Source organism: Listeria rocourtiae FSL F6-920, assembly GCF_000525975.1.
Taxonomy (GTDB): Bacteria; Bacillota; Bacilli; order Lactobacillales; family Listeriaceae; genus Listeria_A; species Listeria_A rocourtiae.
The window spans coordinates 35,519-61,670 of sequence record NZ_AODK01000024.1 but is presented as its reverse complement, the minus strand read 5'-3'; the positions used below and the strand labels follow the sequence as shown (position 1 = coordinate 61,670).

General features: G+C 39.0%; 19 protein-coding genes and 2 pseudogenes. 20 read left to right on the top strand and 1 reads right to left on the bottom strand.

Annotation, left to right across the window (positions count from 1 at the left end; translation table 11 throughout):
* Nucleotides 1-242: 242 nt before the first annotated feature.
* A pseudogene (locus PROCOU_RS08995) lies at nt 243-1,107 on the top strand (GRP family sugar transporter).
* Between the two features lie 121 nt (nt 1,108-1,228).
* Entirely contained in the window at nt 1,229-1,960 is a 732-nt protein-coding gene (locus PROCOU_RS08990; RefSeq protein WP_036071618.1) for a WxL domain-containing protein, read from the top strand.
* 457 nt (nt 1,961-2,417) lie between these two features.
* On the opposite strand, the gene PROCOU_RS08985 is transcribed toward PROCOU_RS08990, so the two are convergent.
* Complete coding sequence (locus tag PROCOU_RS08985; protein ID WP_036071615.1) at nt 2,418-3,887, bottom strand: AcpB/EbpR/MafR family transcriptional regulator; 1,470 nt, start codon at nt 3,885-3,887, stop codon at nt 2,418-2,420.
* A gap of 1,192 nt (nt 3,888-5,079) precedes the next feature.
* Between PROCOU_RS08985 and PROCOU_RS08975 the strand changes: the two genes are divergently transcribed.
* The 18 genes and pseudogenes from PROCOU_RS08975 (at nt 5,080) to PROCOU_RS08900 (ending at nt 25,988) form a co-directional block, all read left to right on the top strand.
* Nucleotides 5,080-8,115, top strand: coding sequence for a beta strand repeat-containing protein (locus PROCOU_RS08975; RefSeq protein WP_036071610.1), 3,036 nt, complete (start codon nt 5,080-5,082; stop codon nt 8,113-8,115).
* Complete coding sequence (locus PROCOU_RS08970; RefSeq protein WP_036071608.1) at nt 8,081-9,943, top strand: immunoglobulin-like domain-containing protein; 1,863 nt, start codon at nt 8,081-8,083, stop codon at nt 9,941-9,943. The genes PROCOU_RS08975 and PROCOU_RS08970 overlap by 35 nt, the downstream gene beginning before the upstream one ends.
* Nucleotides 9,944-10,034: 91 nt before the next feature.
* Nucleotides 10,035-10,502, top strand: coding sequence for a DUF4352 domain-containing protein (locus PROCOU_RS08965; protein ID WP_036071606.1), 468 nt, complete (start codon nt 10,035-10,037; stop codon nt 10,500-10,502).
* Nucleotides 10,503-10,538: 36 nt separating this feature from the next.
* A complete protein-coding gene (locus tag PROCOU_RS08960) occupies nt 10,539-11,822 on the top strand; it encodes a nucleotide sugar dehydrogenase (protein ID WP_036071604.1) in 1,284 nt (427 codons plus the stop codon).
* 50 nt (nt 11,823-11,872) lie between these two features.
* Nucleotides 11,873-13,072: a glycosyltransferase family 4 protein gene (locus tag PROCOU_RS08955; protein WP_036071603.1), complete on the top strand. Its 1,200-nt coding sequence runs from the start codon at nt 11,873-11,875 to the stop codon at nt 13,070-13,072.
* A gap of 24 nt (nt 13,073-13,096) precedes the next feature.
* Nucleotides 13,097-14,390: pseudogene (locus tag PROCOU_RS08950) on the top strand (glycosyltransferase).
* On the top strand, nt 14,377-15,486 hold the full coding sequence (locus tag PROCOU_RS08945; protein ID WP_036071602.1) for a coiled-coil domain-containing protein: 1,110 nt from the start codon (nt 14,377-14,379) through the stop codon (nt 15,484-15,486). Before PROCOU_RS08950 ends, PROCOU_RS08945 begins: the two are co-directional and overlap by 14 nt.
* A 10-nt stretch (nt 15,487-15,496) precedes the next feature.
* On the top strand, nt 15,497-17,650 hold the full coding sequence (locus PROCOU_RS08940) for a glycosyltransferase family protein (protein ID WP_051994309.1): 2,154 nt from the start codon (nt 15,497-15,499) through the stop codon (nt 17,648-17,650).
* A 12-nt stretch (nt 17,651-17,662) separates the two neighbouring features.
* Nucleotides 17,663-19,795: a glycosyltransferase gene (locus tag PROCOU_RS08935; protein ID WP_036071600.1), complete on the top strand. Its 2,133-nt coding sequence runs from the start codon at nt 17,663-17,665 to the stop codon at nt 19,793-19,795.
* A gap of 24 nt (nt 19,796-19,819) precedes the next feature.
* Complete coding sequence (locus PROCOU_RS16580) at nt 19,820-20,887, top strand: accessory Sec system protein Asp2 (RefSeq protein ID WP_051994308.1); 1,068 nt, start codon at nt 19,820-19,822, stop codon at nt 20,885-20,887.
* Between the two features lie 17 nt (nt 20,888-20,904).
* A complete protein-coding gene (locus PROCOU_RS18485; protein ID WP_244266276.1) occupies nt 20,905-21,408 on the top strand; it encodes an ABC transporter permease in 504 nt (167 codons plus the stop codon).
* Nucleotides 21,375-21,716, top strand: coding sequence for an ABC transporter permease (locus PROCOU_RS18480; RefSeq protein ID WP_244266275.1), 342 nt, complete (start codon nt 21,375-21,377; stop codon nt 21,714-21,716). Before PROCOU_RS18485 ends, PROCOU_RS18480 begins: the two co-directional genes overlap by 34 nt.
* Nucleotides 21,717-21,731: 15 nt before the next feature.
* Nucleotides 21,732-22,289, top strand: coding sequence for an ABC transporter ATP-binding protein (locus PROCOU_RS18475; RefSeq protein ID WP_077913388.1), 558 nt, complete (start codon nt 21,732-21,734; stop codon nt 22,287-22,289).
* Complete coding sequence (locus tag PROCOU_RS18470) at nt 22,255-22,623, top strand: hypothetical protein (RefSeq protein WP_077913387.1); 369 nt, start codon at nt 22,255-22,257, stop codon at nt 22,621-22,623. The genes PROCOU_RS18475 and PROCOU_RS18470 overlap by 35 nt, the downstream gene beginning before the upstream one ends.
* Before the next feature lie 123 nt (nt 22,624-22,746).
* Nucleotides 22,747-23,709 carry an SDR family NAD(P)-dependent oxidoreductase gene (locus PROCOU_RS08915; protein ID WP_036071598.1) on the top strand — a complete coding sequence of 321 codons (963 nt, stop codon included), beginning with the start codon at nt 22,747-22,749 and terminating at the stop codon, nt 23,707-23,709.
* A 42-nt stretch (nt 23,710-23,751) separates the two neighbouring features.
* Nucleotides 23,752-24,444, top strand: coding sequence for a Crp/Fnr family transcriptional regulator (locus tag PROCOU_RS08910; protein WP_036071595.1), 693 nt, complete (start codon nt 23,752-23,754; stop codon nt 24,442-24,444).
* A 150-nt stretch (nt 24,445-24,594) separates the two neighbouring features.
* Nucleotides 24,595-25,308 carry a polyphosphate polymerase domain-containing protein gene (locus PROCOU_RS08905; RefSeq protein WP_036071591.1) on the top strand — a complete coding sequence of 238 codons (714 nt, stop codon included), beginning with the start codon at nt 24,595-24,597 and terminating at the stop codon, nt 25,306-25,308.
* Nucleotides 25,309-25,310: 2 nt separating this feature from the next.
* Nucleotides 25,311-25,988 carry a DUF4956 domain-containing protein gene (locus PROCOU_RS08900; RefSeq protein ID WP_036071588.1) on the top strand — a complete coding sequence of 226 codons (678 nt, stop codon included), beginning with the start codon at nt 25,311-25,313 and terminating at the stop codon, nt 25,986-25,988.
* The last annotated feature ends 164 nt before the right edge of the window (nt 25,989-26,152 follow it).

The window sequence follows — 26,152 nt, the reverse complement described above, 5'->3', positions numbered from 1 at the left end:
TTCATGAAATATTCACAAATTGTAAGAAAATATAAGTGGCTCTAAAGGTTGGAGCATAAGGGTTTGGAGAATTTGGATACAAAAAAGATCAACTAGTGGATAAAATAGCTTGCTATGAAATGGCTTTCATTATATATACTAAAAAATAGGAATATCGACATATGAAATAGAATATGGGATAATCTTTTTTAAGATATAAAATACATATTCGGTTTTGATTATTGAGGGAGGAAATGGGATAGATGAATATTTTGATAGCGCTTATACCAGCTTTGTTATGGGGGTTTATGCCGTTAGTTATTACAAAAATTGGTGGAACTACAAGACAACAAACAATGGGGATTACTTTTGGTGCGCTTGTATTTGCCTGTATTGCATTTTTATTCACAGATCCGGTTTATACTCTGAAAACGGTGTTGATTAGCTTTGCCACAGGGTGTTTGTGGAGCGTTGGACAGATGTTTCAATTGAAGTCGTTTAAGCTAATCGGTGTTTCAAAGGCGATGCCAATCTCTACTGGAATGCAGCTTGTTGGGACAACACTGTGTGGGGTTTTACTATTTCATGAATGGGATACACTGTTTCGAATCGTATTCGGGTTTATTGCGTTAGCACTAATTATTGTAGGTATTTTTATGACATCTTATGCGGAAAAAGAAGAAGCCGGGCAGGCGATGCTGAATCGAGGATTGCTTGCACTGACCATTTCGTCAGCTGGTTACATTAGCTATGTTGTGATTATTCAAGGTTTTGCAATTAATGGATGGGATGCGATTTTGCCACAAGCGATTGGTATGGTGGTTGCGGCGTTCATTATGACGGCGCAAAGCAAGGATGATAAGGAAAGTCGCTTCATTAAAAAAAACAGCGTGGCTCGTGATTCCTGGTATGATTTGGGCACTGGGAAATGTGGCGATGCTTTACGCGAACAGTATTGTCGGGGTTGCGACTGGGTTCTCTTTATCGCAGCTTGGTGTTGTTATTTCCACGCTTGGCGCAATTTTACTATTAGATGAACGCAAAACGCGCAAAGAAATTATCTTTGTTGTTAGTGGTGTGGTTTTTGTTGTTATTGGTGGGGTGCTGATTGGCGTGACAAAAGCTTAAGAGATTCTCATTTTTTTCTGCGTTTCGATATTTTTTGACATTATTCCTTTTTTCTGCGTTTTGTATAGTATTCTTAGGTCTGTAAGGGACACAAATAAAAACGAGAGAAGGAATTGATAATATGAAATTAACGAAATTCGTAGTCGTAGGTATGGTAACTGTTGCAACGTTCGTCGGAACGGGTACAGGAACAATCGCTTCCGCAGCAGATGGCGGGACATTAGGCTCTAAAGCAGACGTCAGCTTTATACCTAATGATACAATTACTAATCCGGTTGACCCAACTGATCCAGGAAATCCTGAAGTAGTCGTGCCAGTTGATCCAGATCATCCAGCAGGTACAGCGGGTCCTTTAAGTATTGATTACATCTCGAACATTCATTTTGGTGAGCAAAAAATTTCTGGTAATAATGAAGTCTACTCAGCTAAACTGGACCAAATTAAAGTTGGTGCAGCTGAAACAGTTAAAGATATTCCAAACTATATTCAAATTACAGATAACCGTGGTTCCAATGCAGGTTGGCATTTAACAGTAAAACAAGATGGTCAATTTGTAAATGGTACGTCTGAATTAGTAGGTGCGGTATTAAGCTTTGAGAACCCAACATTAAATTCTGCATCTGAAAGTGACGCGCCAACAGCGTCAGGATTTACTCTTGATCCAGCAGGAACGTCATCAGATGTTATGAGCGCAGAAGAAGACCAAGGTATGGGAACATGGGTTGACATGTTTGGAGCAGATGCAACAGAAGCCGCAGATAGCATTAAGCTTAGTGTACCAGGTAAAACTTCGAAAATTCCAGGTAAGTATGAAGCAACGCTAACATGGGAATTAACAGATACACCTGCATAATTGAATAAATAATACGCCGATTTATATAAAGCGTAGTTTTGAGGATGGGACAAAAGTTGATTAGTATCAACGGATGTTCCATCCTTTTTTGTATATAGAAAAAAGAAAAAATACGTATCAAAAATCTGAATTTAGATTTTTGATACGTATTTTTCTAGGTCAAAGAACCTTTTGCCTCAGACTCAGCATGTCGACAAAAGCTCATTTTCATCGTTAAAAACTAAGTATTTGTCGACACGCTGAAGTTTGATAGGAAATCACGTAAAGTGATTTTTCTATAGTCTGGAAGGGGGGACAAAAAATAGTTCTAACCAAAAATAAGCAAGATATCACGACTCCCTTTTTCGGGTAAGACGTAAATCTTGCTTGGCACAAATCGAGCGCTTATCGCCGATTTATTTGGTTTATGGACCAGCCCCATTTTTTCGTGCTGGGAGTTGATGATGACTTGGTTAGTCTAGTTAGGAAAAGCATCATTTTTTCTTTTCAAAAATATATTAAGTTGTTCATAATCTTTTTTTGCAGGTGGCATATTCCAAACAAGTATATCGGAAGTAATGCCTGTTTCTTCATAAAAAGGGAAGTCGCTAATAATCAAATCGATGTGTTGCATGTGCTCGTGTGAATGTAGCTCATCACAAATAATAATTTGTTCGTCTGAATAACGCTTACGTAACTCGGTACGCAAATATTCCTCCCAAAAATAGCCGTTCTCAGATACGATTTTGACATGGAGTATCCGATACTGCTGTTCTTGTTGAATCACAGTATTGTAGAAATCAGTCAAGTAATGAATCATCATCGCCTTATTAGAACGTATATAATGATGATTTGGGTTGGTTTCGTAGGTGTTTAACACTGATCTTATTTTTTTACTAAGTTCGTGTTTATCTGGTGCTACATGGGCATATGGGACTTCCGGCAAGATATTCATCTTATCAATAAAGAGGAACCGTGTTAGAAAATCAATAGTTTCAGCCGCAATATGCGTACTATTATGAATCTGATAATCTTCTAAAATCTTGACCAAATCATTTGCTAGTTCATATTTATGCGGGTTAACTATCTGACTATGTTTCACACGTATGCTAGCTTGTCCCTCATCTACATAGGAAAATTTCGTCCAAAAGCACATCAATACATTGATATAGCACTCATGTTTTGGCAACGGAAAACCGATGATATTATCTAAAATGGAGTAATCGACTGGATGGAATTCGCGTTGTGCCTCGGCAATACTTTTCCAGGAATTTAGATCTTCTACAGACATCTTATAGTGATAACCTTGCTTCAAACGTTCCAAACAAACAGCAATTGCAATCGCATAATTAATCCGCGCTGGTAGAGAAAAATAAATACCAAAACAACGCTCAACAGTCTTGATAAATTCGTTTACCTGCAAATATGGAATTTCTGGAAATGGCCATTTCGTATAAGGATAAGAGCGACTATAGATCTGGAAATAATAAAAACGTAGTCGAATTTCCGATCCCTTAATATCAAGAGGCGTAGTCTCTAGAACAAGACGACTTTCTGCAAGGTACGTATCAATTTGACGCATACGGCGATACATCGTTGGTAAGCTACTGAAATTATCCTCTGCCCAATCTGATAAATTTTGACGCTTTCCTGAAAAAATATCTTTAGAAATCAAATACATATACGAATTGCTTACAGCCATAGCATATAAATAGGAGAAATTAACTTGCTCTCCAACGTCTAATAAAACATGATACTCATCTTCATGGACATAAGCAATAGCTGGATCAAAAATTTCCTGCAAGCCCTTAATATCGGTCTCAAGGGTTTTAATGGAACAATGGAGCAAACCAGCGAGCTCCTTTTTCGTATAATCCTGCTCCGCCGTAAACAAAATATGCAATAATCTTAGTTTCCGGTATTCTGACGCGATGACGAGGTTTTTCATAACTAAACACGCTCCTAAAGCACGACTTTCTAATATGCTCAATATAGCACCATAATTTATATTTGTCATTTTATTTAATCAAGTGCGTCAAAAATTTCTTGATTTAAGAAGTTTTTGATAATAATCCCAGTTTCGCTTTTTTTTTGTAGTATTCTTATAACTGTAAGAGGTACCGAGAACGAAACGCATCAAGAAACAGAGCGGTTCAAGCGACAGGTACTTAGCAGAAATTCTTCTTCTGGTCATCCCCCGACCAATCCACTGCATCGTGCAGTATGAAAGAAACACTTCAAAAACCCTCAAAAAAATCTTCATACAATCAATCAATCAATTTCTATAATGAATTAATAATCTAATATTAACTGTAATAAGAGGTATTTTTAGATTAAAAGAATGGAATACACATATTTAAAGGAGGTGAGGCCAGCCAAGGTTGCACAGCATCCAGAATGAAATGTCAGTGATGTATGGCAATTCAAACAACAAGCAAGATAAGTTACATCAAAAGTGTGATAAATCTGCAAATTTAGAGTATAGTAAGCAAAAATCGCCTAAAATAAGTGAAAATTTGTTACCAAAAAAAACAATTTTATTAGTCTTACAAAGTAGTTAAAACAAAGCGAATTAAGATAAAAGAAGAGAAATATACGAAATAAACGTTTGAAAATAATTATTTTACACTAGACTATTAGGAATTGAAAACCGCACTACAGTAAAAGAATATGACGCAAAACCCCAAAAAATAAGTTATTTCCACGATTTCATTAATTAAAAACCAAAATAATCAAAATAATCTAACTCTAATTTCGCTAGATTTAACAAAGATTTCACCCAAGTATAACAAAAGTAAAATTATTTACAAATTGAAATGGATATATCGTCCAACTACATTTCTTTTTAGAAGAAATTGGCGATTTACAGAAAAAACATCGCCCAGTTGCTCTAAAATCTTATGATATAATTCATACAGCAAGAGTGAAGTAATTCGTTTTACTTCGAGCAAAGACTGCAGGGGTGTATTCCAAAGCATAAACCGAACACTAATCAGAGGATTTCATATTTTTAATAAATATGAATGAGGATACAGTTTCTGTCACAACTTAGGGGGTGTTTATTATGTGAGGGCAACACGTTTCACGCAGGATAGCAAATAGACAAATAGACAGTTTAAGGAAGAAGGAGAAAAATAAACATGAAATTTGAAGAAAAGGGACCAATTAACGTTTTATCTAAGACGTCGGTCAAAAAAGCTGCCAAATCACTTTTAGTAGCTACAGTTATTGCAAGCCAAGTATTTACAGTATTACCAACAGGATCATTTGCAGCAGAAGCAACTGGTCAAGAGTCAACAACACCAACATTGCCAACTGCTGATCAAGCAGCAAGCAGAATTGCAATCGAGCCAATGTCATTAGCTCTAGACAACGGTGTAACAGAGAAACGTGCACAAGTTTCTACTTTTGCTGAGTTTAAAGCAGCAGCAGAATCCACAACAATCAATGTTATCGAAATTACTGGTAACTTCCAATTCACAAGCAACGTATCAATCAACAGCAACATCCGCATTGAAGGTAACGGCTATGCAGTAACTGCTGGTAGCTACCAAATGATTATGCGTTCTACATCAATCGTTGATGTACAAGACTTAAGCATTACTAACGTTGGAACTAAAGGTGTGTTCACTGGTTATAATTCAACAGCTGCCCCTACAGTTAACTTAACAAACAATGTACAAGTATTCGGTATGATTATGGGTGGAACTGGTAAGCTCTCTCTTTCTATTGGGGGAACAAACAATAAAATCGTCAGCCCAGACCAATATGGTATGGACGTAGATGATCTAATTATTGAAGACAATACACGTATCGAAGAACTATCAGCATTGAATACAGCGGTTAAAGTTCGTTCAGCAGGTGCAGTAAGTATCGGTGATAATGCTTATATCAACATGAACTCAAGCAAAGGTTATGCATTTGACGTGTCAACTAGTGCTCTTGTTATTGGTGAAAACACTGTATTAAAATCCGCATCAAAATACGGAACTGTAAGAGCCGCAACATTAGTCGTTAAAAATGGCGCTGACTTAACACTTGCATCTGGTGATGTTGGTTACGGTATCTACGTAACTGGAAATATCACAATTGGCGATGATGTAAAACTTAAAGCAACAGGTACAGGTACAGCTGTTTACGCATACAATACAGGAGCATCAATCGTCGTAGGTAAAAATGCTAATGTTGATATTGTTAGTGACAATGGACATGGTTTTTACGGAAATGCGTCTATCACATTCGGTGATGGTTCATCTCTAAAACTAAGAACACAATATAAAGGTATCTATTCAGCTGGAGCAGCACCAATCCGCTTCGGTACAGTATCTAACCAACCAAAAGCAGCAGCTGATCGTGTAAAAATCGATATCGATTCCGGTATTGACTACGGTATTTACTCTGCCGGTGGTCCAGTTATTTTTGGTGATGACACAGAAGTTAATGTAAAAGCAAAAGCTGGTTCCATTTATGCAGGCGGAAACTCACGCGTCAACTTTGGTTCAAACACTAAAACTACAATTTCATCATCAGCTGGTACAGGTGTTAACGCTGGCGGAGTAGTATTCGGTGATGATTCAACGGTTAGTATCAATGCTTATACTGATGGCATTAATACAACAGATACAAGCGGTGAAGGTTTATCTACAGGTAAAAACGTAAGCATGAACATCACAGCTAACAACCACGACGGTATCTACACATACAAAAATACAACTTTCGGAGAAAACAACACAGTTGTTATTAAAGCATTGAACAGCCATGCCATCCACTCATTATATGGATCAGCAATTAATATCGGTGCTAACTCAAGCTTTGATTTATCTGGAACAGACGGTGTCAGACAAGAAGCTACTGCAGCATCAGCGCTTAACGTAGGAACAAACTCAACACTTAAAATTGCAGCAGCAGACTATGGTATTTACACTTCTGGTTCAGTAACATTTGCTACAGGATCAAAAGCTAATATCCGTGCTGCTTCCAAATCAGCAAAACCAGCAGTAAAAGCAAATGGTGTTGTAACATTCCAAAAAGACACTATGGCTTATGTAGAATCACTTTATCCATCAACAACAACATCTGTATTTGACTTAAGTGGCGCAGCAAACTCTAAGTTAGTGTTAAATAGCCCTAAATTTATTGATTTCCGCCAAAACAACAATAATGCAACAACTAAAACTGGTCATATCGTTAAAGGTTACGGTACGGCAACAGTTGCAAACCAATCACGCGTAGAAATCAACAATGTAACAAACCTAATGGCGTGGAACCACGGAACTGACTGGTCTAAAGCTTCAAACAGCGCATGGACTAATGTTGATTCTGGCCGTGTTACACTATCAAACAAAAACGGTGCAGCTACAACAAGTTATTATGGTGGACTAGTATCAGGTACAGGACTTGACGGATTCAGCTTATTCGACTACACGCGTCTTTCAACGGAAGGTTCAAGTGCAATCGATCGTCCAGTCGTTAACCCAATCTATGTTGGTGCAAAAACAGTAACAGGCACAGGTACTTCAGGAAATGATGTTATTGTTACATTCCCTAATGGAACAACAGCAAAAGCAACAGTTGGCCAAGATGGAAAATGGACAGTAGACGTACCAGCAGGCGTTAACCTTGCTAAAAATCAATCTGTTGTCAGCTACCAAACAAATGGTGTAAACGACAGTGCAAACGTAACAACGAAAGTACAACAAGATTTATCAGTACCAGGAACTCCAGATGTTGATGGTGTCAAAGAAGGCGACACGGTTCTTAAAGGTAAAGGTGAACCAAACAAAGAAATTACAGTAACACTCCCAGATGGTTCAAAAGTAACTGGTAATACAGACGCTAATGGCGATTTCGCTATCAATATCCCAGCACAAAAAGAAGATGCTGTGCTTCAAGTAACACAAAAAGGTGATAACGGTCTGGATAGCCCAGCAGTAGAAGTTATCGTAGCATCAAATCAAAAACCAGTTATCACAGCTGATGATCAAACATTCCGCGTGGGAGATACATTTAGCCCATTAGCAGGTGTAACAGCAACAGATAAAGAAGATGGCAACTTAACAGCAGACGTAACAGTTAAGAGCAGCAATGTAGATATGACTAAAGTAGGTAACTACACAGTCGTTTATACAGTAACAGATAAAGATGGTAATACAACAGAAAAAAACTATTACAATTAAAGTTATCGCAGCAACAGCAGGAACAATCACAGCAGGTGACTTCACAATTGGTACAGACAACTATGTTAAAGGTATTTACACAGGCGATGTTGCCAAAATGTACTTGGAAGTTAATGGAGTTAAGTTAACAACCATTTCGGCAACTGGTAGCCCTTACCAATACTATGCTAACGGTAGTATTACTAAAGCAACGGATCAAGTATTTATTGTAGCACTTGATGCGAATGGTAAAGAATTACAAAAAACATCAGTGAAAGTAAATGCAAAAGTAACAGCAGGAACAATCACAGCTGAAGATTACACTGTTGGAACTAACTATGTTAAAGGTACTTTAACAGGAGATGTAGTAAAAGCAGCTCTAGAAGTTAATGGCGTTGTAAAACAAGCTATTGATGTATCTAACCCATACCAATACTATGCAAAAGACAAAGTTTTAAACGCTACAGATGCTGTTTACATCATTGGCTATGATGCATCAGGTAAAGTATTACAACGTACGAAAGTAAATGTAAAGTCATCTGTAGTTACAAAAGGCACAATTACACCAGCTAACTATGTACTTGGGACAGATACGTATGTAAAAGGAACATTCACAGGTGATGTAGCGAAAGTGAGCATCACAGTGAATGGAGTAGTTAAACAAACAATCAACACACCAACTTCACCGTTCCAATACTATGCGAAAGACAAAATCTTGAATCTTACAGACATTGTAACAGTAACTGCATATGATTCAACAGGTAAAGTACTAGATACAAAACCAGTAACAATCACAGCAAACAACGGTCAACCAGGAACAATCACAGCAAACAGCTTCAAGCTAGGTAAAGACAGCTATGTAACAGGAACAAGAACTGGTGATGTTCAGAAAGTAGAACTAGTAGTTAACGGTGTTGTACAGCAACGTATTGATGTAACTGCTCAACCTGCTGGAACATATCAATACTATGCAAAAGGTAAAATACTAAATTCTACAGATGTAGTTACAATGAATGCTTACAATTCAGCAGGCGTTTTAGTAAATACAAAAGTAGTGTCAATAAGCACATCAACTGGTACTGTAACTGCTAATACTTTTGTAGTTGGAAAAGACGGTTATGTAACAGGTAAACTAACTGGCGATGTAACTAAAATTGCTCTTAGAGTGAATGGTGTATTAAAATCAGCTGTTCCAAAAACAGCAGGAGACTATGAATATTACGCTAAAGATAAAATTTCTTCTGTAACAGATGTAGTAGAAGTTATCGCATATGATGCCACTGGTGCAGTTCTTAACACAACAACTGTCAGCTTAACACAACAAACTGCTCCTGTAACAAAAGGAACTGTAACACCACAAGCTTTCAAAATCGGTACAAACTCTTATGTTGACGGAACGTACACTGGTGATGTAGCCAAAGTAGAGCTAGAAGTAAATGGAACTAAATACGGCCAAATCCCAGCTAACGGAAATGTTATCCATTATTACGCAGCAGGTTTAATCACAGATGGAACAGATGACGTAAAAGTAAATGTATATGATACAACAGGTAAACTACTAGACAGCAAACCAGTAACAATCAACGTAGCAACAGGTACAGTTAATGCTAGCCCAGTAAAAGTTGGGGATAGCTATCTGTACGGTACAGCTACAGGAGATGTGTACAAAGTGGTATTGAGTGTAAACGGCGTATTAAAGACTAGCCCAGCATTTGTGAACGCAGCGGACGGAACATATAAATACTTCATCAGAGACCTTAACTTACAACCAACAGACGTTGTAGAAGTAATCGGACAAGATAGTCGCGGCGGACAAATCAATACAAACACAGTAACAATCACACAATAAGATAACAGAAGCACTAAAAAGTGTAACAAAGCATAAGGGGAATAGAATTATTCCCCTTTAGTTATTAAATGAATGAGGTGTACTAAAACAAATGAAAAAAGTTCTAATCGCAGGAGTCACAGCCCTAACACTCGTATTTGTAGGCGCATGTGGGAATACAGCAGACAATCAAGACAAAGAAACAAAAACAGAAGAAACAGCAAAACAAACATTCAAAACAAAAACAGTCAACAATATCGATATGAAAATCGGTGACATCAAAACCACAGAAAGCACGAAAAAAGGCAAAAATATGGTCAGCATCGCGATGTCCTTCTTAAATAATGATAGCGCACCAGTAGGCGTTGGCGCTGGGGATTTCAAAATTAAATCCGGTGACAAAACATATGACGTTTTCCCACAAGGTAATAACTTTGGTGATGAGTTCAAACCAAATGAAAAACTAGCAGGAAAAGCATACTTCGAACTACCGACAAGTGTCAAAAAAGGCACACTCGTCTATGCACCAATGGATAAAGAAAAAGCAAGCTGGTCTATCACGATTCCAGAAGCGAAGTAAAAAATTAAAAACCAAACCAGAAAGGGTTGTCATAAATTGAAATTAGTTGTTATGGGATTAGGTTATATTGGACTTCCAACCGCAATCATGTTCGCCAATCACAATCAAGATGTACTAGGAATTGATGTGAACGAGAAAGTGATTAAAGAATTGAATACAGGTAAAATCCACATCGAAGAACCAGGATTGCAAGCGGAACTTGATAGAGCCATCCAAAATAATAAATTTAAGGCAGGTTTGGTTGTAGAGCCGGCAGATGCATTTATCGTATCTGTTCCTACACCAAACAAAAATGACGCCTTGAAATCATGTGATCTAAGCTACGTTTTATCCGCAGTAACCAATATTTTACCGGTTCTCCAAAAAGGAAATACCATCATTATTGAATCTACTATCGCTCCCCGCTCGACCGAAGATCACATTTTACCACTCGTTGAAAGTACAGGCCTCATCGTAGGGAAGGACGTCTTCCTAGTTCATTGCCCCGAGCGCGTGCTACCAGGCCAAATCATTCACGAATTAATCTACAACAACCGCATCATTGGTGGTGTAACACCGGCATGTACCGAAGCTGGAAAGAAAATCTACAGTGTCTTTGTGAAAGGCGAATTGATTGAATCCGCAGCATCGACAGCTGAAATGTCTAAACTAATGGAAAACACATACCGTGACGTCAATATCGCACTAGCAAATGAACTCGTACACATCTCAGCTAAGCTTGGTATCAACGCATTGGATGTTATCAGCATGGCGAACAAACACCCACGTGTCAACTTACACCAACCAGGTCCTGGTGTTGGCGGACATTGTTTGGCAGTTGATCCTTACTTCATCGCAGCAGCAGCACCGGCTGAATCACACTTAATTCAACGTTCAAGACACATCAACTCAACGATGCCAAACTTCATTGTCGAAAACACCATAGCATTAATGAACAAAATACAAGGTAAGAAAATTGCAGTTTTTGGGCTCACGTATAAAGGTGACATCGATGACATCCGCGAAAGCCCAGCCTTAGAAATTTATCACGAATTAGAAGCGATGGGACAATATGATGTTGTTGCATACGATCCTCATGTCCAGGCAGGTTTTGTAGAAAGTGACATGGCCGTTGCAACAGCAGACGCAGATTTAGTATTGGTACTCGTTGACCATTCTGAGTTTCGCGATATTACACCTCAAAGCTTGACAAACATGCGCGAAGTAGCTGTTCTAGATACGAAAAATATCGCGACACAATGTGCCGGTATGGAGAAATATTTCAATCTTGGAACCCTTTCGAAAATTGGTGAATTAAAAGAAGTTAGTGTTACTGTATAAACAACAATTCGCTAAAAGCATGTGATCAAAATTAGAAATGTGGATGATGAATGAAAAAGATACTTTTAATATCGCAAAATTTCTATCCTGAAATCGGAAGTGCCGCGAATCGGATGAAGCAACTATTTCGGTTGCTTGGCAGGAAATATGACACAACGTTGTACACAACGGAACCACAATATCCGAATCGCGACATTTACGAGCAGGAAAAATTTTGGGACGCAGAGCTGAACGAAGAAAAGATTGCTCGCGTGAAAACACGGACGAGCAAATACGAAACGAAGATGATCTTTCGCTTCTTCCTCTATCTGGAAACACTATGCCGCTTTATTTTGAAAATTTTAAGAGCTAAAGAATCTTTTGATGTTGTTTATGTATCGAGTCCACCTATTTCAATTGCGCTCGCAGGGTTAATAGCGAAACGAAAATTTAAAGCCAAACTGATTGTCGATATTCGCGACTTATGGCCAGAATCGCTTAAAGGAGTAGGGAAATTCAATTCACCAATTGTTCTCTGGATTGCTTATAGATTTGAAAAACGAATTTATAAGCAGGCCGATCAGATTATCGTAAATAGTGAACGATTTGTAGACTATATCGCCAGTAAAGGCATTGATCCAAAGAAGATTACCTTTGTACCGAACGCCCTGACACCGGAAGAATTGGAGTTAGGAAGCTTGAAAAGACCGATTATTAATGAGCCTATTACGGTTATCTATACTGGAAACATCGGTCTAGCACAAGAGTTAGCAAGTTTTATCCGTATGGCGGCCCATTTTGAAAAGGACTCAGCAGTTCAGTTCAAAATGATTGGTTATGGCGCCAATTATCAAAAACTGATTGACTCGGTAAAAGAGCAAGAGTTAGCAAACATCATTGTGAACCCACCAGATACACGAAGTAATGTATTGAGAAAACTTGCAGCGGCAGATGTTGCATTTGTGAGTCTTGTACCACACCCTGTCTTTGAGACGGTGATTCCAGGCAAGATTGTAGATTATATGGGTATTGGGTTGCCGATTATTGGTATGGTTTCCGGTTATTCTAGAGAGATTATCCATGCCTCTAATACAGGATTTATTTATGAGCATGATGCAGAACAAGAAATGTACTGCGGTTTAGCTCACTTGATTAAAAATCATGAACTTCGCGGTAAGCTGCGACAAAACGGTTTACAATACGCAAAAGCAAATTACAACTGGCAAGAAAATTTTAAACGGATTGAAAAACTGATATCCGAGTTTGAATGAGGTAGAAAGTATGTCAAAAAAAAAATCGCTGTATTCGTCTGGAACTATTTCACAAATGATGCTCGGGTGCTGCGCGAATGCACCGCTTTACAAGAAGCGGGGTATCACGTTGACTTAATTGCAATCCATGATGCCAAACAGCCAGAGCTTCCTCTACAAGAATCCCCTATTGAAAATTTCACAATATATCGTGTGCAGAATAGTTATCCGGATTTTCTAACACCACTTATAAACACGATGCGCTTCATTAAAAGAAGCAAACTAAGCCTAGCAATACTAGGCTGTATCTTTCTATTATTACTTCTGTTTTCCCCCCTCCCAACACTCATCGGTAGTCTGATAGTAGCTATTTTCTTCCACAGAAAGGTGCAGACACTTGTCCGACGTAGCCTGATTTTTACAAGAATGGTGCGCCAAGGACTTGCTAAACGCTACGACATTTATCATGCTAATGACTTGAATACGTTGCCGCAAGCCACTATTTGCGCCAAGGTTTTTCGCAAAAAAAAAGCTTGTCTATGACTCTCACGAAGTACAGACGAGTAGAACAGGTTACAACAATCCGATGTACGGTATCAGCGAGAAATTCCTGCTTCGCTTCACAGATATTTGTATCCATGAAAATGATACGCGGGCAGCTTATATAGAAGATAGATATCATTTCTATCCAAAAGTAGTCCATAATTATCCAAATAAAGTATATCCGGAAGAAGCAACAGGTATCGATATACATCAATTGCTGGATATTCCCCCACTAGAACCGATTCTACTCTATCAAGGCGGTGTTCAAACGGGACGCGGATTGGATAAACTCATTGAAGCAACAGCACTTTTTGATCGCGGTATTGTCGTCATTATCGGCGATGGCAGGATTAAAGCTGACTTACAGCAACGTGTCATGGACGCGAATTTGGAAGAGAGAATCAAGTTTTTACCAAAAGTACCATTGCAAGATTTATTGGCGTACACGAAGAATGCTTATCTAGGTTTTCAAATTTTAAATAATGTGTGTTTTAATCATTACTCGGCATCATCGAATAAGTTGTTTGAATATGTAATGAGCGGTGTGCCGGTGATTGGTAGTAATTTTCCGGAAATACGGAAAATTGTGCAAGGGGAGCAAGTGGGGATTGTTGTGGATTCGCATGATCCAGTATCCGTTGCAGCAGGTGTGAATACGTTACTGGCCGATGCAGAACTTCATGAAAAAATGCGCCAGAACTGCTTTCTGGCACGTGAAAAATATAATTGGGACAAAGAAAAAGTGATTTTTCTAGAAATTTATAAGGAATTAGAGGATGGACATGACAAAGAATAAAGCCCTGTTGAAACTAAGCGACAATGTGAAACTAAATATGATGAACAATGCAGTCACAGCGGAGATGGTACAGACAAAAGACTACTATCAAAAAGACGTCTTAGAGGCATTTGCGGCATTTATTCCAGAGAAAGCCGTCATCTATGTCTTAGACAGCCGATTGGTGAGTCATGCGATTTACTTTGCGAAGTATCGCGATGCAAGCAAGGTGTATCTTTTTGAGGCGAATAAAGAGCGATGGAAAGAAATACGGAACGATATCGTGCGAAACAAGTTACCACAGATGGTCTGTGTGCGCCCGGATTGGGCGAAACAGCGCTTTACCGTTTCAGAAAAAGGGAAAGTAATGCCAGCCGATATGATAGCCCCACACATGATTCATGCGACAGCTCGCGTGCTAGAGTCTCATTCTCTAGCATGGCTGATGAAGCAATTGGAACAAGTTAAACCGATGCTTTGGCTGGAAACAGATGGTGCGAATTTTGCAGATATTGCGTCTCTTTTGGAAAAAATGAACTATCAAGTAAGAAAGCAAGTCGGGAATTATGCGCTTTATACGTTCCAAGAGAGCATAGAAGAAGACCACGCGTTAGAAGAAAAAATCTTAGAGCGGCTAGAGACCTATAAACGTCAGATTGATCGGATGAAAGCAGACTACGAAGCACAGGTGGCGCGCATCCAAACACAAAAAGAAAAAGAAATACAAGCAGTAGAAGAGAAATATCGCACCATCGAAGAAACATGGGTGGAGCAAGGGAAGAAACAAACCGAAACGGTGAGACAACACCAACGAGATGTAAATGAGGCGAAACAGCTAGTACAACAAATATCAGATGCCTTGAATGCTGAAAGAGCAGTAAATAACGACCTTAATAAACATATTTTCAGTTTACTGGAAGATGAAAAGCCGGTACTGATAACTATGAAAAAGCGAGATGCGCAACAGGTCAAAGAAATTAACAATTTGAAGAAAGAAAATGCAACATTAACTAGAAAATTAAGCCAAATGACAGAAAAGTACAACCGCTTGAACAGTACGAAAGTGATTCGAATGATGAGAAAGTACTGGAAGATAAAAAATAAAGCCAAAGATTGAGGAATGAAACGTGAAAAAGATTGAGAATTTATATCATGAAATCGAGTATTTACAAAAGAAAATTTTAAGCAATATTCAGCCTGAAGTGATTGCTTCGAAGGATTTCACAAACGCAGCTAATTGGCACAGTTCCAACGATGATCTTACATTCGAGCAACACGGTGATACAGTCATGGCTACCAATAACAGTGATAAATATATTTACTTTTCTTACTTGGAGACGAACTTGTTATTCAGTCGTTATCCGATGCATATTATCGAAACGGTTCCAGGAGAAAAGTTTGACTTTCAGATAGACATTCATATGAATGGAAAGCAAGAATGTAAAATAGCGATAATTGAATATGGAAACAAGAAGCAGATGAAGTCAACATTGTTTGATCCAAACAAGCAAAACCACTTAAAAGTTGGGCAGGAGACGACACGTTTGCGTATCGCATTACGAGTTCCTAGCAAAACAGCAATTGAGATTATGGGATGCGAATTTATTCGGACATTCGATGCGGCAAAAGCTACGAAAAAATCAGGGGAAACCGTGGTAGAAACACGGGCGGGCTTGAAGAGTATTACGAAAACAACAGATTTGCGTGTCGCATGTATTTTTGATGAATTTACGCGAACGTGTTATGAAAAAGAAGTGAATCTGATTACGTTTACTCCTGATAATTGGCAAGAGGTGCTAGAGCGCGAACAACCACACATGTTGATGGTAGAGTCGGCATGGCACGGGAATCATAAGGCGTGGGAGTATAAGATTGGGCGCTATGCAAATCAAGATCGAAGCGCATTGTTAGGACTTCTTGAATGGTGTAAGCAAAATGATGTACCGACTATCTTTTGGAATAAAGAGGATCCGATTCATTACGATAAGTTTATCGATACGGCCAAATTGTTTAACTACATTTATACGACAGATGCGGACATGATTCCAAAATATAAAAAGGCTGCAGGGCATGAAAATGTTTTTGCACAAAGTTTCGCGGTTCAGCCGGAGATGCACAATCCAATTAAGTTATACAAGAAGCGGATTGACAAAATGTGTTTTGCGGGTTCGTACTATGCGAATCGACATGAGGATCGCAGACGCGATATGGATCAAATTTTAGATGTGACGCAACAGTATGGGTTAGCGATTTATGATCGGAATTTTGAGCGTCAATCACCGGATTTTCAATTTCCTGAGCGTTTCTTGCCAAGTGTACTAGGAAGCTTAGCGTATAACGACATGGACATTGCCTATAAGGGCTACAAATATATGTTGAATATTAATAGTATCAAAGAATCGCCGACCATGTTTTCACGCCGTGTGTTCGAAGGTTTAGCATGTGGAACACCAATTATTAGTAGCTATTCAAAAGGAATTAAGCGGATGTTTGGTGACCTAGTATTGATTGCAGAAGATGAGGAGACACTAAAAGAGAAAATCGATGCGATAACGACGGATGATGCATTGTATCAGCAGACAGCATTGGAAGGGATACGGGAAGTGTATCACCATCACACATACAAACATCGTTTACGGATGATGCTTGCCAACATGGGAATTACACTTGATGCGACACCAAAAGCAGTGACAGTATTATCAGTCGTTCATTCAGAGGCAGATATTGAAGCTGTGAAAGCGAATTTTGATCGTCAAACGTATCCTAATAAAAAATTGGTTTTGTTTGCTTCGATGTTTGATGGGGTGACAGATTTAATGAATAAATACAACACAGAAGATATGAGCATGTACGCTATAACCTATGTGAACCACTATCAGAAATTACAAGATATCATCCAGACGGAATATATGAGTTATATGGCAGGCGAGCATTTTTATGGGGAACAATATCTTGCAGATCTATTTTTAGCTACGGAATATACAAAAGCTGATGTGATTGGGAAGAAGAACTTTTTTGAATGGGAAAATGGCGCGTTACAAGAAGACGGTGCACAAGAGGATTATGAATTTGTAAGCGGGCTGACATACCACCGTTCCTTGTTGAAAACGACAATTCCGATGATGGGAACGGTACCTGTATTACTTGGAAACATGGAAAATGATGGATCTATGGCGCATTATTTCCGCCAAGGGGTATCACTGTTTAGTAGCGATAAGTTTAACTTTGTTGCTTATGGTGCAGAGGCCCCGATGAACGTTTTAACTAAAGTAGAAATATAGGAGCGATGAGTTTTGAGACAGTTAAAAATCTTAGTCTATGGTGACATGGATTTGAATATCATGGACGGTTCGGCAGTTTGGTTAACATCAATGGCTTCCATGCTAGCAATTAACCCGAGTGTGAAAACTGATATATTACTGAAAGCGAAGGAACAGAATACGCGCTTGACGGGTGGTATTTCGAATTTTGACAACGTGCAATTACTCGATCCGTTTGAGACGTTTCCAGAGATGTCATTTGAAAATGGGAATCGAATTCAGGTTACAGAAGCATTAGAACGTATGGAAAAACTGAATAAGCAAAATAACTACCACTTGATTATTATTCGTGGGTTCGCACTTGTAAAAGAGATGATGAAGCATCCAAAGTTGATGAAAAAAACAATGCCGTACATTACGGATTTCAATCATGATCCAGCGACAATTTCAGAGACGGAGCGTTCCGATTTACGACAAGTTTACGATTGTTTCCCAAATATGTTTCTACAGACAGAAGCAACACGTGCTATTTTCAGTGAGTTGATGGACGTGAGCGGTGAAAAAGTGGCAATTCTGTCACCGATGATTCCAGCACAACCGAACACACCGGATTATCGCAATCGAAATAACCAACTGGTATACAGTGGAAAGTTCGCAGCGGAATGGTATACGGAAGAAATTATCCGTGCCGCGCGAAAATTAGCAGATACGGACATTACATTTTGTATCGTTGGCGATAAGTTCCAAGGTGAGCTACGTGCACGTAACGGTAAAATCAAGCAAGCGTTTCAACAGACGGAAAACATCGATTGGGTTGGCGCCGTATCACGCGCAGAATCGCAGGAATATATTGCAGCTTCTGATGTGGGTATTAGCTGGCGCAGTGAATTGATTGATAATGATGCTTCCGTGGAGCTATCAACAAAATTATTGGAATACGCAAGACTTGGTAAACCAGTCTTATTAAGACGTACCAAAATGCACGAGCAACTATTGGGCGTAGACTATGAATTATTCGTAGATACGGAAGCCGAATTTTTAGAGAAGACGCAACTCGTTTTAAATGATTCCGCAGTGTACAAACGAGCAGCAAAAGCGATGTACCAGGCCAGTCAGAACTTCACGCTAGAAGCATCGTATGACCGATTGAAAAATATCTTATGGAGCTACAATAAAGAGCCAATGAATCTTTTGTTTGCGAGTCATGACTTGAAGTTTATGACAGACATCATGGACTACCTCGAAAAGCAACCAAACATTAACGTCAAAATCGATCACTGGACGAATCATACAGAACACGATTTAGCGAACAGCAAGGAACTACTTGAATGGGCAGACATGATTTATTGTGAGTGGGGTCTTGGCAACGCAGTTTGGTACTCCCAAAACAAAAAGCCAGATCAAAAACTGATTGTTCGTGTCCATGCACAAGAAAAACGTACCGCTCATCCCTTCCACTATAACCTCGATGCAATCGACCATATTATCGCCGTTTGTCCTTTCATTATGGAAGAGATGAATCGAATTTGTCGGATTCCCCGCCACAAAATGGTTCTGATTGCCAACACAATTGACACGGAAAAACTAGATCGTCCAAAAAAATCTAACATTGACTTTAACCTCGGTATTTGCGGTGTGATTCCAAAAATTAAAGGGCTAGACAAAGCGCTCGATATTTTTGAACAACTATGGCAACAAGATAAACGTTACAAACTGTTCATCAAAGGACAGTTACCAAAAGATGTGGCTTGGTTAATGGGACGCACCGCAGAACGGGAATATTATGACGCTGTATTTGAACGTATTAACAACGCTACTTGGGCGGATAATGTTGTATTTGACAAGCATGGTAATGATGTGCACGAATGGCTCCAAAAAATAGGTTACTTGTTATCGACGAGTGAATCTGAGAGTTTTCATACCGTATTGATGGAAGGTATGGCAGCGGGTTCGACACCATGCTTACTCAACTGGCCAGGAGTGGAAACCGTTTATCCAGCCGACGCTATTTTTAAAACGCCAACAGCCATTGCAGACTTTATTGCAAATAATGAATTAAATGAAGCCGATCAACAAAGCTATAAAGACTACGCTTATAAATATTTTAACAAAGCTAAAATTTGTCACGAAATCGAGGACTTACTAACCGCAACTTTTGTGGGGTAAGTTCCGGACATGAGGAGAGAAATTATGACAAGCGATATCATTATTGAAAAACTGGACACATCCCGCCTAGCCTATACAGCAGGCAAACTTGTGGTGAACTTTAAAGCGTTATACATGCTAGAAGCCACTTACACGTATGCCTACTACATCTATTATAATGACCAAATTGTGGAGCGTCAGTGGTATCAACCCATTGATAAACAGCAAGTGACTGTAACATACCAGCCGATTCGTAGCGGTGCTTATAAAATCCGCTTATTCTTGAAAAAAGACGATACACTTATTATCAATAAAATGACCAATATGTTAAACGTAGACGTAGCGAATCAGCAAACGGTTACGACGACATTGGAAAAAGAAGAAATCTATTACAATGATCATCCTGTTAAATATTTATTCCAACCTGCGAAAACACCATCTGATAAACTAGTGATTTCTTTCTCTGGCTTACATTCGAATGAGTTTCGCGGAGGTCCACCGGTGTATAATCATTTCCGCACATTGTGGCCATGCGATGTCAACAAGCTCTTCATTTTAGATGAGTACAAAGGCCAGTTTTGTTACTATATGGGGCATAATCGTCGTTCTGATTACGAACGCTCTGTGATTGCGCTTATTATGACAAAAGCGAACGAACTAGGTATTTCTTCTCGTAACATTATCGCATCAGGGTCCAGCAAAGGTGGCGCAGCGTCTCTATATTACTCCATGAAATATCATTTTGGAACAGCAATTGTTGGGGCACCACAAGTTTTCTTAGCCAAGTTTTTGAAACAACGTGCTACGAATGCGCCGGTTGTCCGCAAAGGCTTAAACAATATGCTGGGTGAAGATAAAGCAGCAGGTGAGAAATATTACGATGAGCTCATCATGAACCTTGTCGACACGAATACAACGTTCCCAGATTTCATTTTCCACATTGGAAAAGGGGACTACCACTATCCACAGCACTTACAACCGTTACTGAAAAAATTAGACCAAAAAGGCGTTCCGTACCAGTTAGATCTGCAAGACTACAGTGACCACAACCAAACAGGTCAGTATTACGCCCCATTTTTATTTGAAACCATCTCTAAAATGATCCAAAAATAGGAAGAAGTGAACAAGCAGTGAAAGAAACGGTCCAAATTCTAAAAGAGCAGGTGCAACATTTCAATAAGATTACGCGGATTGCGAGATATGATCAGCGAGCTACCTATCAAAGCCATTATCTAGGCATGTTGTGGGAAGTACTCAGTCCGACCTTGCAAGTATTGATTTATTACTTTGTTTTTGGAATTCGGATGAATGGAGCCAGTTCGATGGATGCAGGGGTCCCGTATATTGTCTGGATGCTTGCAGGGATGATTCCTTGGTTTTTCATCAGCGCGATTATCATCTCTGGCGCCAACTCGATTTATAGTAATTTGAGTGTCGTCTCTCGCGTGAAATTTCCAATGAGCATTTTGCCGTCGATTACGATTTTTAAGTCTCTATACAGCTATGCGACGATGCTCGTTATCTTACTTGGCTTCCTGTTTATCAATCACCTATTCCCAACGATTTACTGGACACAATTTTTTTTTACTACTTCGTGTGTATGTGCTTATTCCTATACGCCATTTCTCTTCTAAATGCGACGATTACGATCCTATTTCGCGACTACCAATTGATCATTGGCTCGGCGATGCGCCTTCTATTTTTCATCTCAGGTGCAGTTATCGATGTCACGGCCAACCCAGACTCCCTTATGACTAAAATGTTAAAACTTAATCCATTTGTCTATATTATCGAAGGGTTTCGTGATAGTTTTTTCTCCAGGCAATGGTTTTTTGCAGAGCCATGGTGGACCGCCTATTTTTGGGGAATAACACTACTCGTACTCGGTGTTGGTTCCCTACTTCATCTACGATTTAAAGACCGTTTTATGGATTATTTATAGAGAGGAGAAAGAAAAATGATAGAAAGCATGGTGTCTGTCACGCATGTATCGAAGCAATATAGCATGATTACAAGCCCGGCCAAACAGCTACGATCCCTTTTTCGTCCGAGTGAAAAAAAGCCTGCCTTTATGGCATTGCGCAACGTTTCTTTTGAGGTTAAGCGTGGCGAGACAGTGGGCTTAATAGGTCTCAATGGTTCTGGAAAATCAACGTTATCAAACATCTTGGCCGGGATTATTCAACCAAGTCATGGTAAAGTTCAAACAGGTGGTGAAGTATCCTTACTTGCCATCGGAGCGGGGCTTAAACCGACGCTTTCCGGTATGGAAAACATTCGTTTGAAATGCCTCATGCTCGGCTATTCCAATGCACAAATTGCTAAAATGATTCCAGCTATTACTGACTTTGCGGATCTACATGATTTCATCGATCAACCCATCAAGCGCTACTCTAGTGGTATGAAGGCGCGCCTTGGCTTTGCTATAGCGGTTCAAATCAATCCAGACATTCTTATTATCGATGAAGCCCTATCTGTCGGTGACACCACGTTTTACAAAAAAATGCACCGATAAAATTGAGCAATTCCAAGAAGAAGGCAAAACGATTTTCTTCGTTAGCCACGCGCTCAGCCAAGTGCGGACGATGTGTAATCGCATCATTTGGCTTCATTACGGTGAAGTACGACTAGACGGTCCCGCAGAAGAAGTAGGCTTAGAGTACAGCAAGTTCGTTCATCGTTTTAATAAATTATCCAAGGAAGAAAAAACAGAATACCAACAAAATCTCAAACAACGGCAGACGAACACGAACGAATTACAGAGAAGCCTACCGAAAAAATCACAACCTGATTTCAAAAAAAACAACGGTAGCCTATCTCAGCATTCTCTGGGCATTCACGATTTTTAGCGCAATTGCTATGGAATCCCCGACATTCTTCACCAAATTGCAAGAACTAGTGGCGAGCCTATTACAAATTGGCAATTAACAAGAGGAACACGCGATATAAGCAAATGAAGGAGGCAATAAAAAATGAAAAATCGAGTTTTAGTAACAGGCGGCGCAGGCTTCATCGGATCTCATATTTGTGAAATGTATGTAAGAGAAGGGTATGAGGTGCTTTGCGTAGATAACCTATCTTCTGGTAAAGTAGACAATATCTGTCACCTACTTGCTGATGAAAAATTCACTTTTGTCGAAGCAGATATTAAAGACAATGCTAAAATGAGGGCTATTTTCCAGTCATTCCGTCCACAGATTATCAATCATCATGCAGCTCAAAAATCCGTTGTTAGTTCTATGGAAGACCCAGTATACGATTTAGACATTAACCTTGGCGGGCTACTAGTTCTACTACAGTGCACACAACACTTCCCAATCGAGAAATTTATCTACGTCTCTTCTGGAGGTGCCTTAAGTAAAGTTATTGAAGGCACTGAGAAATCCAAAGAGAGCGATACCCCTCAACTTCTATCCCCATACGCCATCACCAAATATGCCGGCGAAAAATATTTAGATATTTATGCAAACACATACGGTTTTGAATACACAGTTTTACGCTATGCCAATATCTATGGTCCACGTCAAATTCCAGATGGTGAATGCGGGGTTGTTCCAATTTTTGTGAATAATATTTTGGCAAATAAGCCATCTGTTTTGATGACATATCCAGATATGCCAAAAGGTTGTACACGAGATTATGTTTACGTCGGGGATGTAGTGGAAGCAAACCGACTCGTATCTGAAAAAGCAGTCAACACCGTTCTTAACATTGGAACAGGAGATGAAATTGCAATTTTAGATATTTACAACACGATTTTAGACGTATTTGAAAAAGATGTAGCGATTACGATAGAAGGACCGCGCCTAGGAGATGTAAAGCGCTCTGTTCTTGCTAGCGATCGTGCCCAAAAATTAACGGGATGGACAAATAAAGTGAGTTTGAAAGAAGGTTTGATAGCCTTAAAAGATTCCTTATTGCAACAGCAAGTCTAAGCAAGACAACAGTCATGTGAAAATTAAAAGGAGGCATTTATTATGCTACAAACATTTGGTGTTGAAATCGACGAGAATTTTCTGGAAATACTGCTGTTTTCCAATAAATCATTTGATAAATATTCCACGAAAAAAGTATTACCAGCGAAAACCGTTATTGATTCCACGGTAACAGATAATCGTTCTTTCATTTATATAGAAAAAGGTTTAACCAAAATTGTGGCAAGCCATAATACGAAGGAAACAACCATGTCATTTTCTGGAGATGGAGAATTCATTGGTTTTGCATCTTTGCTATCAAGAGGGGGCAACCAATTCGAGTTAGAGACGATATCTGAAACAACAGCTTATTTCATCGATCCGTATTTTGTTTTAAATGTTATTGACGAATCAGGTTGGGGGACCTCGATTCTACTCAAAATTATCGAAAATCTAACACAATCCGTGAACTATTATGGCGAATTTAATCTTTTACCAGCAAAAGCGAAAGTGGCAGCATCAATGTTACATTTAGATTCTAAAAAATTAGGCAAATCAGAAGGTCATTTACCAAAAGAAATCTGTCAACATCACTTAGCAAGCTACTGTCAAATTACGCGTGAATACGCAACAACAATTCTGTCAAAATTTGAAGAAGAGGGACTCGTTAAACTAACGCCAAAACCAATTACAATCTTAGATCACCAGAAATTAAAAGAAATGGTTGGCTTTGAAATATCAGGGTCTTTGCATTAATAAATAAAATAGTCAATTACCACAGTACAAGAAGCGTAGTGTTTCGTGGCGGTACGCTTCTCTTATTCTTTATGGTCTATTTTTAGGTCATTTTATATAGATATGTCAATAACTATTTTTATTCGAAATTTTAGAAAGAGGAGAACGGTAATGGCAATGCAGATTTTTGAGCGGAAGGAAAAGAAATATATCCTCAGCCAAGAGAAGTACGGAGAATTTCTGGAACGGATTTCGGCGCATATGAAGGAGGATAAGTACGGTTTGCACACAATTTGTTCGCTTTACTATGATACAAAAAATTACGATTTAATTAAGCGATCGAGTGAGAAGCCAACGTATAAAGAGAAGTTTAGAGTCCGTACTTATGGGGTGCCGAGTGACGAGCAAATGGTTTATTTGGAAATTAAGAAAAAGCTAATGGGAATTGTATATAAAAGGAGAATCTCGATGCGCCTTGCTCAAGTAGACACATACATGCAGAGTGAAAAAGAGCGCAAGTTTGACAATAGGCTAGATCAGCAAATTAGTAACGAAATTTTTTGGCTCAAACAGAAAGAGACGATTACCCCTAAAGTTATTATTGCTTATGATAGGAGAGCCTTTAGCGCATACGAAGAGGATGGTTTTAGGGTAACATTCGATGCGAAAATAAGGTGGCGTAACAACGATCTATTATTGTTAAATGGTCATGATGGGGAACTTGTAGCACCGGAAATTGATATTTTGATGGAAGTAAAATCATTGCATGCATATCCGCTATGGTTCGCGAATATTCTTTCCGACTTAGATTTATATCCATCCAAATTTTCAAAGTATGAACAGGTATATAGAAGATATTTAATGAATCAGAAAGTAGGAGTTTGAAAATGTTCGAAAATATAGTGAAAAGTACGGCGGTAGACTTGGATATGTGGCAAATTATTATGTATAGCGGGACTTCGGTTCTATTAGGAGTTTTGGTTGCTAGTGTTCATATGTATCGCAACACATATTCACAAAGTTTTATCATAACGTTAACGATTCTGCCAATCTTAGTGCAGTCCGTTATCATGCTTGTCAACGGGAATGTTGGGACAGGTATTGCTGTTTTGGGAGCATTTAGTTTGATTCGCTTCCGTTCCGTAGCGGGTGGTGCGCGTGAAATTAGTAGTATTTTTTGGTCGATGGGTATTGGGCTTGCGACTGGAATGGGTTATTTAATGTATGCACTGATTTTCTCGGTGTTTGTAGCGATTGTCTTGCTTGTCTTGACACGCACAAAATTCGGATCGAAAAGTAAAGTGGCTGAGCGAAGCCTGCGTATCTCGATTCCGGAGGATATTGACTACGCGAACCTTTTTGACGACTTATTGCAAGATTATGCGTATGAAATTTCATTAGAACAAGTAAGAACAACGAATATGGGGAGTTTGATGGAGTTGAGATACTACATCAAAATGAAAAATATCGAGCAGGAGAAAGAGCTAATCGATGCTATTCGTACTAAAAATGGGAATTTACCAGTTATCTCGGGACGCGTTTCGAGTATTAAAGCTGAGTTATAATAGCAGTAAAGACCACTAAGAATCAAAGCGATTCCTTAGTGGTTTTTTGTAAACTATTGAACGATTATCTGAAAAAATTAATCTTTTCTTTCTGTTTTCTATACTTTTTATTTACTTTTATAGGATAAAGTAAAACTTGTACGAAATAGGTAGAGAGGAGTTGG

Bases quoted from the DNA above. Each gene is read 5' to 3' on its own strand.
- PROCOU_RS08990 (WP_036071618.1), top strand. From the start codon at position 1,229: ATGAAATTAACGAAATTCGTAGTCGTAGGTATGGTAACTGTTGCAACG.
- PROCOU_RS08985 (WP_036071615.1), bottom strand. From the start codon at position 3,887: ATGAAAAACCTCGTCATCGCGTCAGAATACCGGAAACTAAGATTATTG.
- PROCOU_RS08975 (WP_036071610.1), top strand. From the start codon at position 5,080: ATGAAATTTGAAGAAAAGGGACCAATTAACGTTTTATCTAAGACGTCG.
- PROCOU_RS08970 (WP_036071608.1), top strand. From the start codon at position 8,081: ATGGTAATACAACAGAAAAAAACTATTACAATTAAAGTTATCGCAGCA.
- PROCOU_RS08965 (WP_036071606.1), top strand. From the start codon at position 10,035: ATGAAAAAAGTTCTAATCGCAGGAGTCACAGCCCTAACACTCGTATTT.
- PROCOU_RS08955 (WP_036071603.1), top strand. From the start codon at position 11,873: ATGAAAAAGATACTTTTAATATCGCAAAATTTCTATCCTGAAATCGGA.
- PROCOU_RS08945 (WP_036071602.1), top strand. From the start codon at position 14,377: ATGACAAAGAATAAAGCCCTGTTGAAACTAAGCGACAATGTGAAACTA.
- PROCOU_RS16580 (WP_051994308.1), top strand. From the start codon at position 19,820: ATGACAAGCGATATCATTATTGAAAAACTGGACACATCCCGCCTAGCC.
- PROCOU_RS18480 (WP_244266275.1), top strand. From the start codon at position 21,375: ATGTGCTTATTCCTATACGCCATTTCTCTTCTAAATGCGACGATTACG.
- PROCOU_RS18475 (WP_077913388.1), top strand. From the start codon at position 21,732: ATGATAGAAAGCATGGTGTCTGTCACGCATGTATCGAAGCAATATAGC.
- PROCOU_RS08915 (WP_036071598.1), top strand. From the start codon at position 22,747: ATGAAAAATCGAGTTTTAGTAACAGGCGGCGCAGGCTTCATCGGATCT.
- PROCOU_RS08910 (WP_036071595.1), top strand. From the start codon at position 23,752: ATGCTACAAACATTTGGTGTTGAAATCGACGAGAATTTTCTGGAAATA.
- PROCOU_RS08905 (WP_036071591.1), top strand. From the start codon at position 24,595: ATGGCAATGCAGATTTTTGAGCGGAAGGAAAAGAAATATATCCTCAGC.
- PROCOU_RS08900 (WP_036071588.1), top strand. From the start codon at position 25,311: ATGTTCGAAAATATAGTGAAAAGTACGGCGGTAGACTTGGATATGTGG.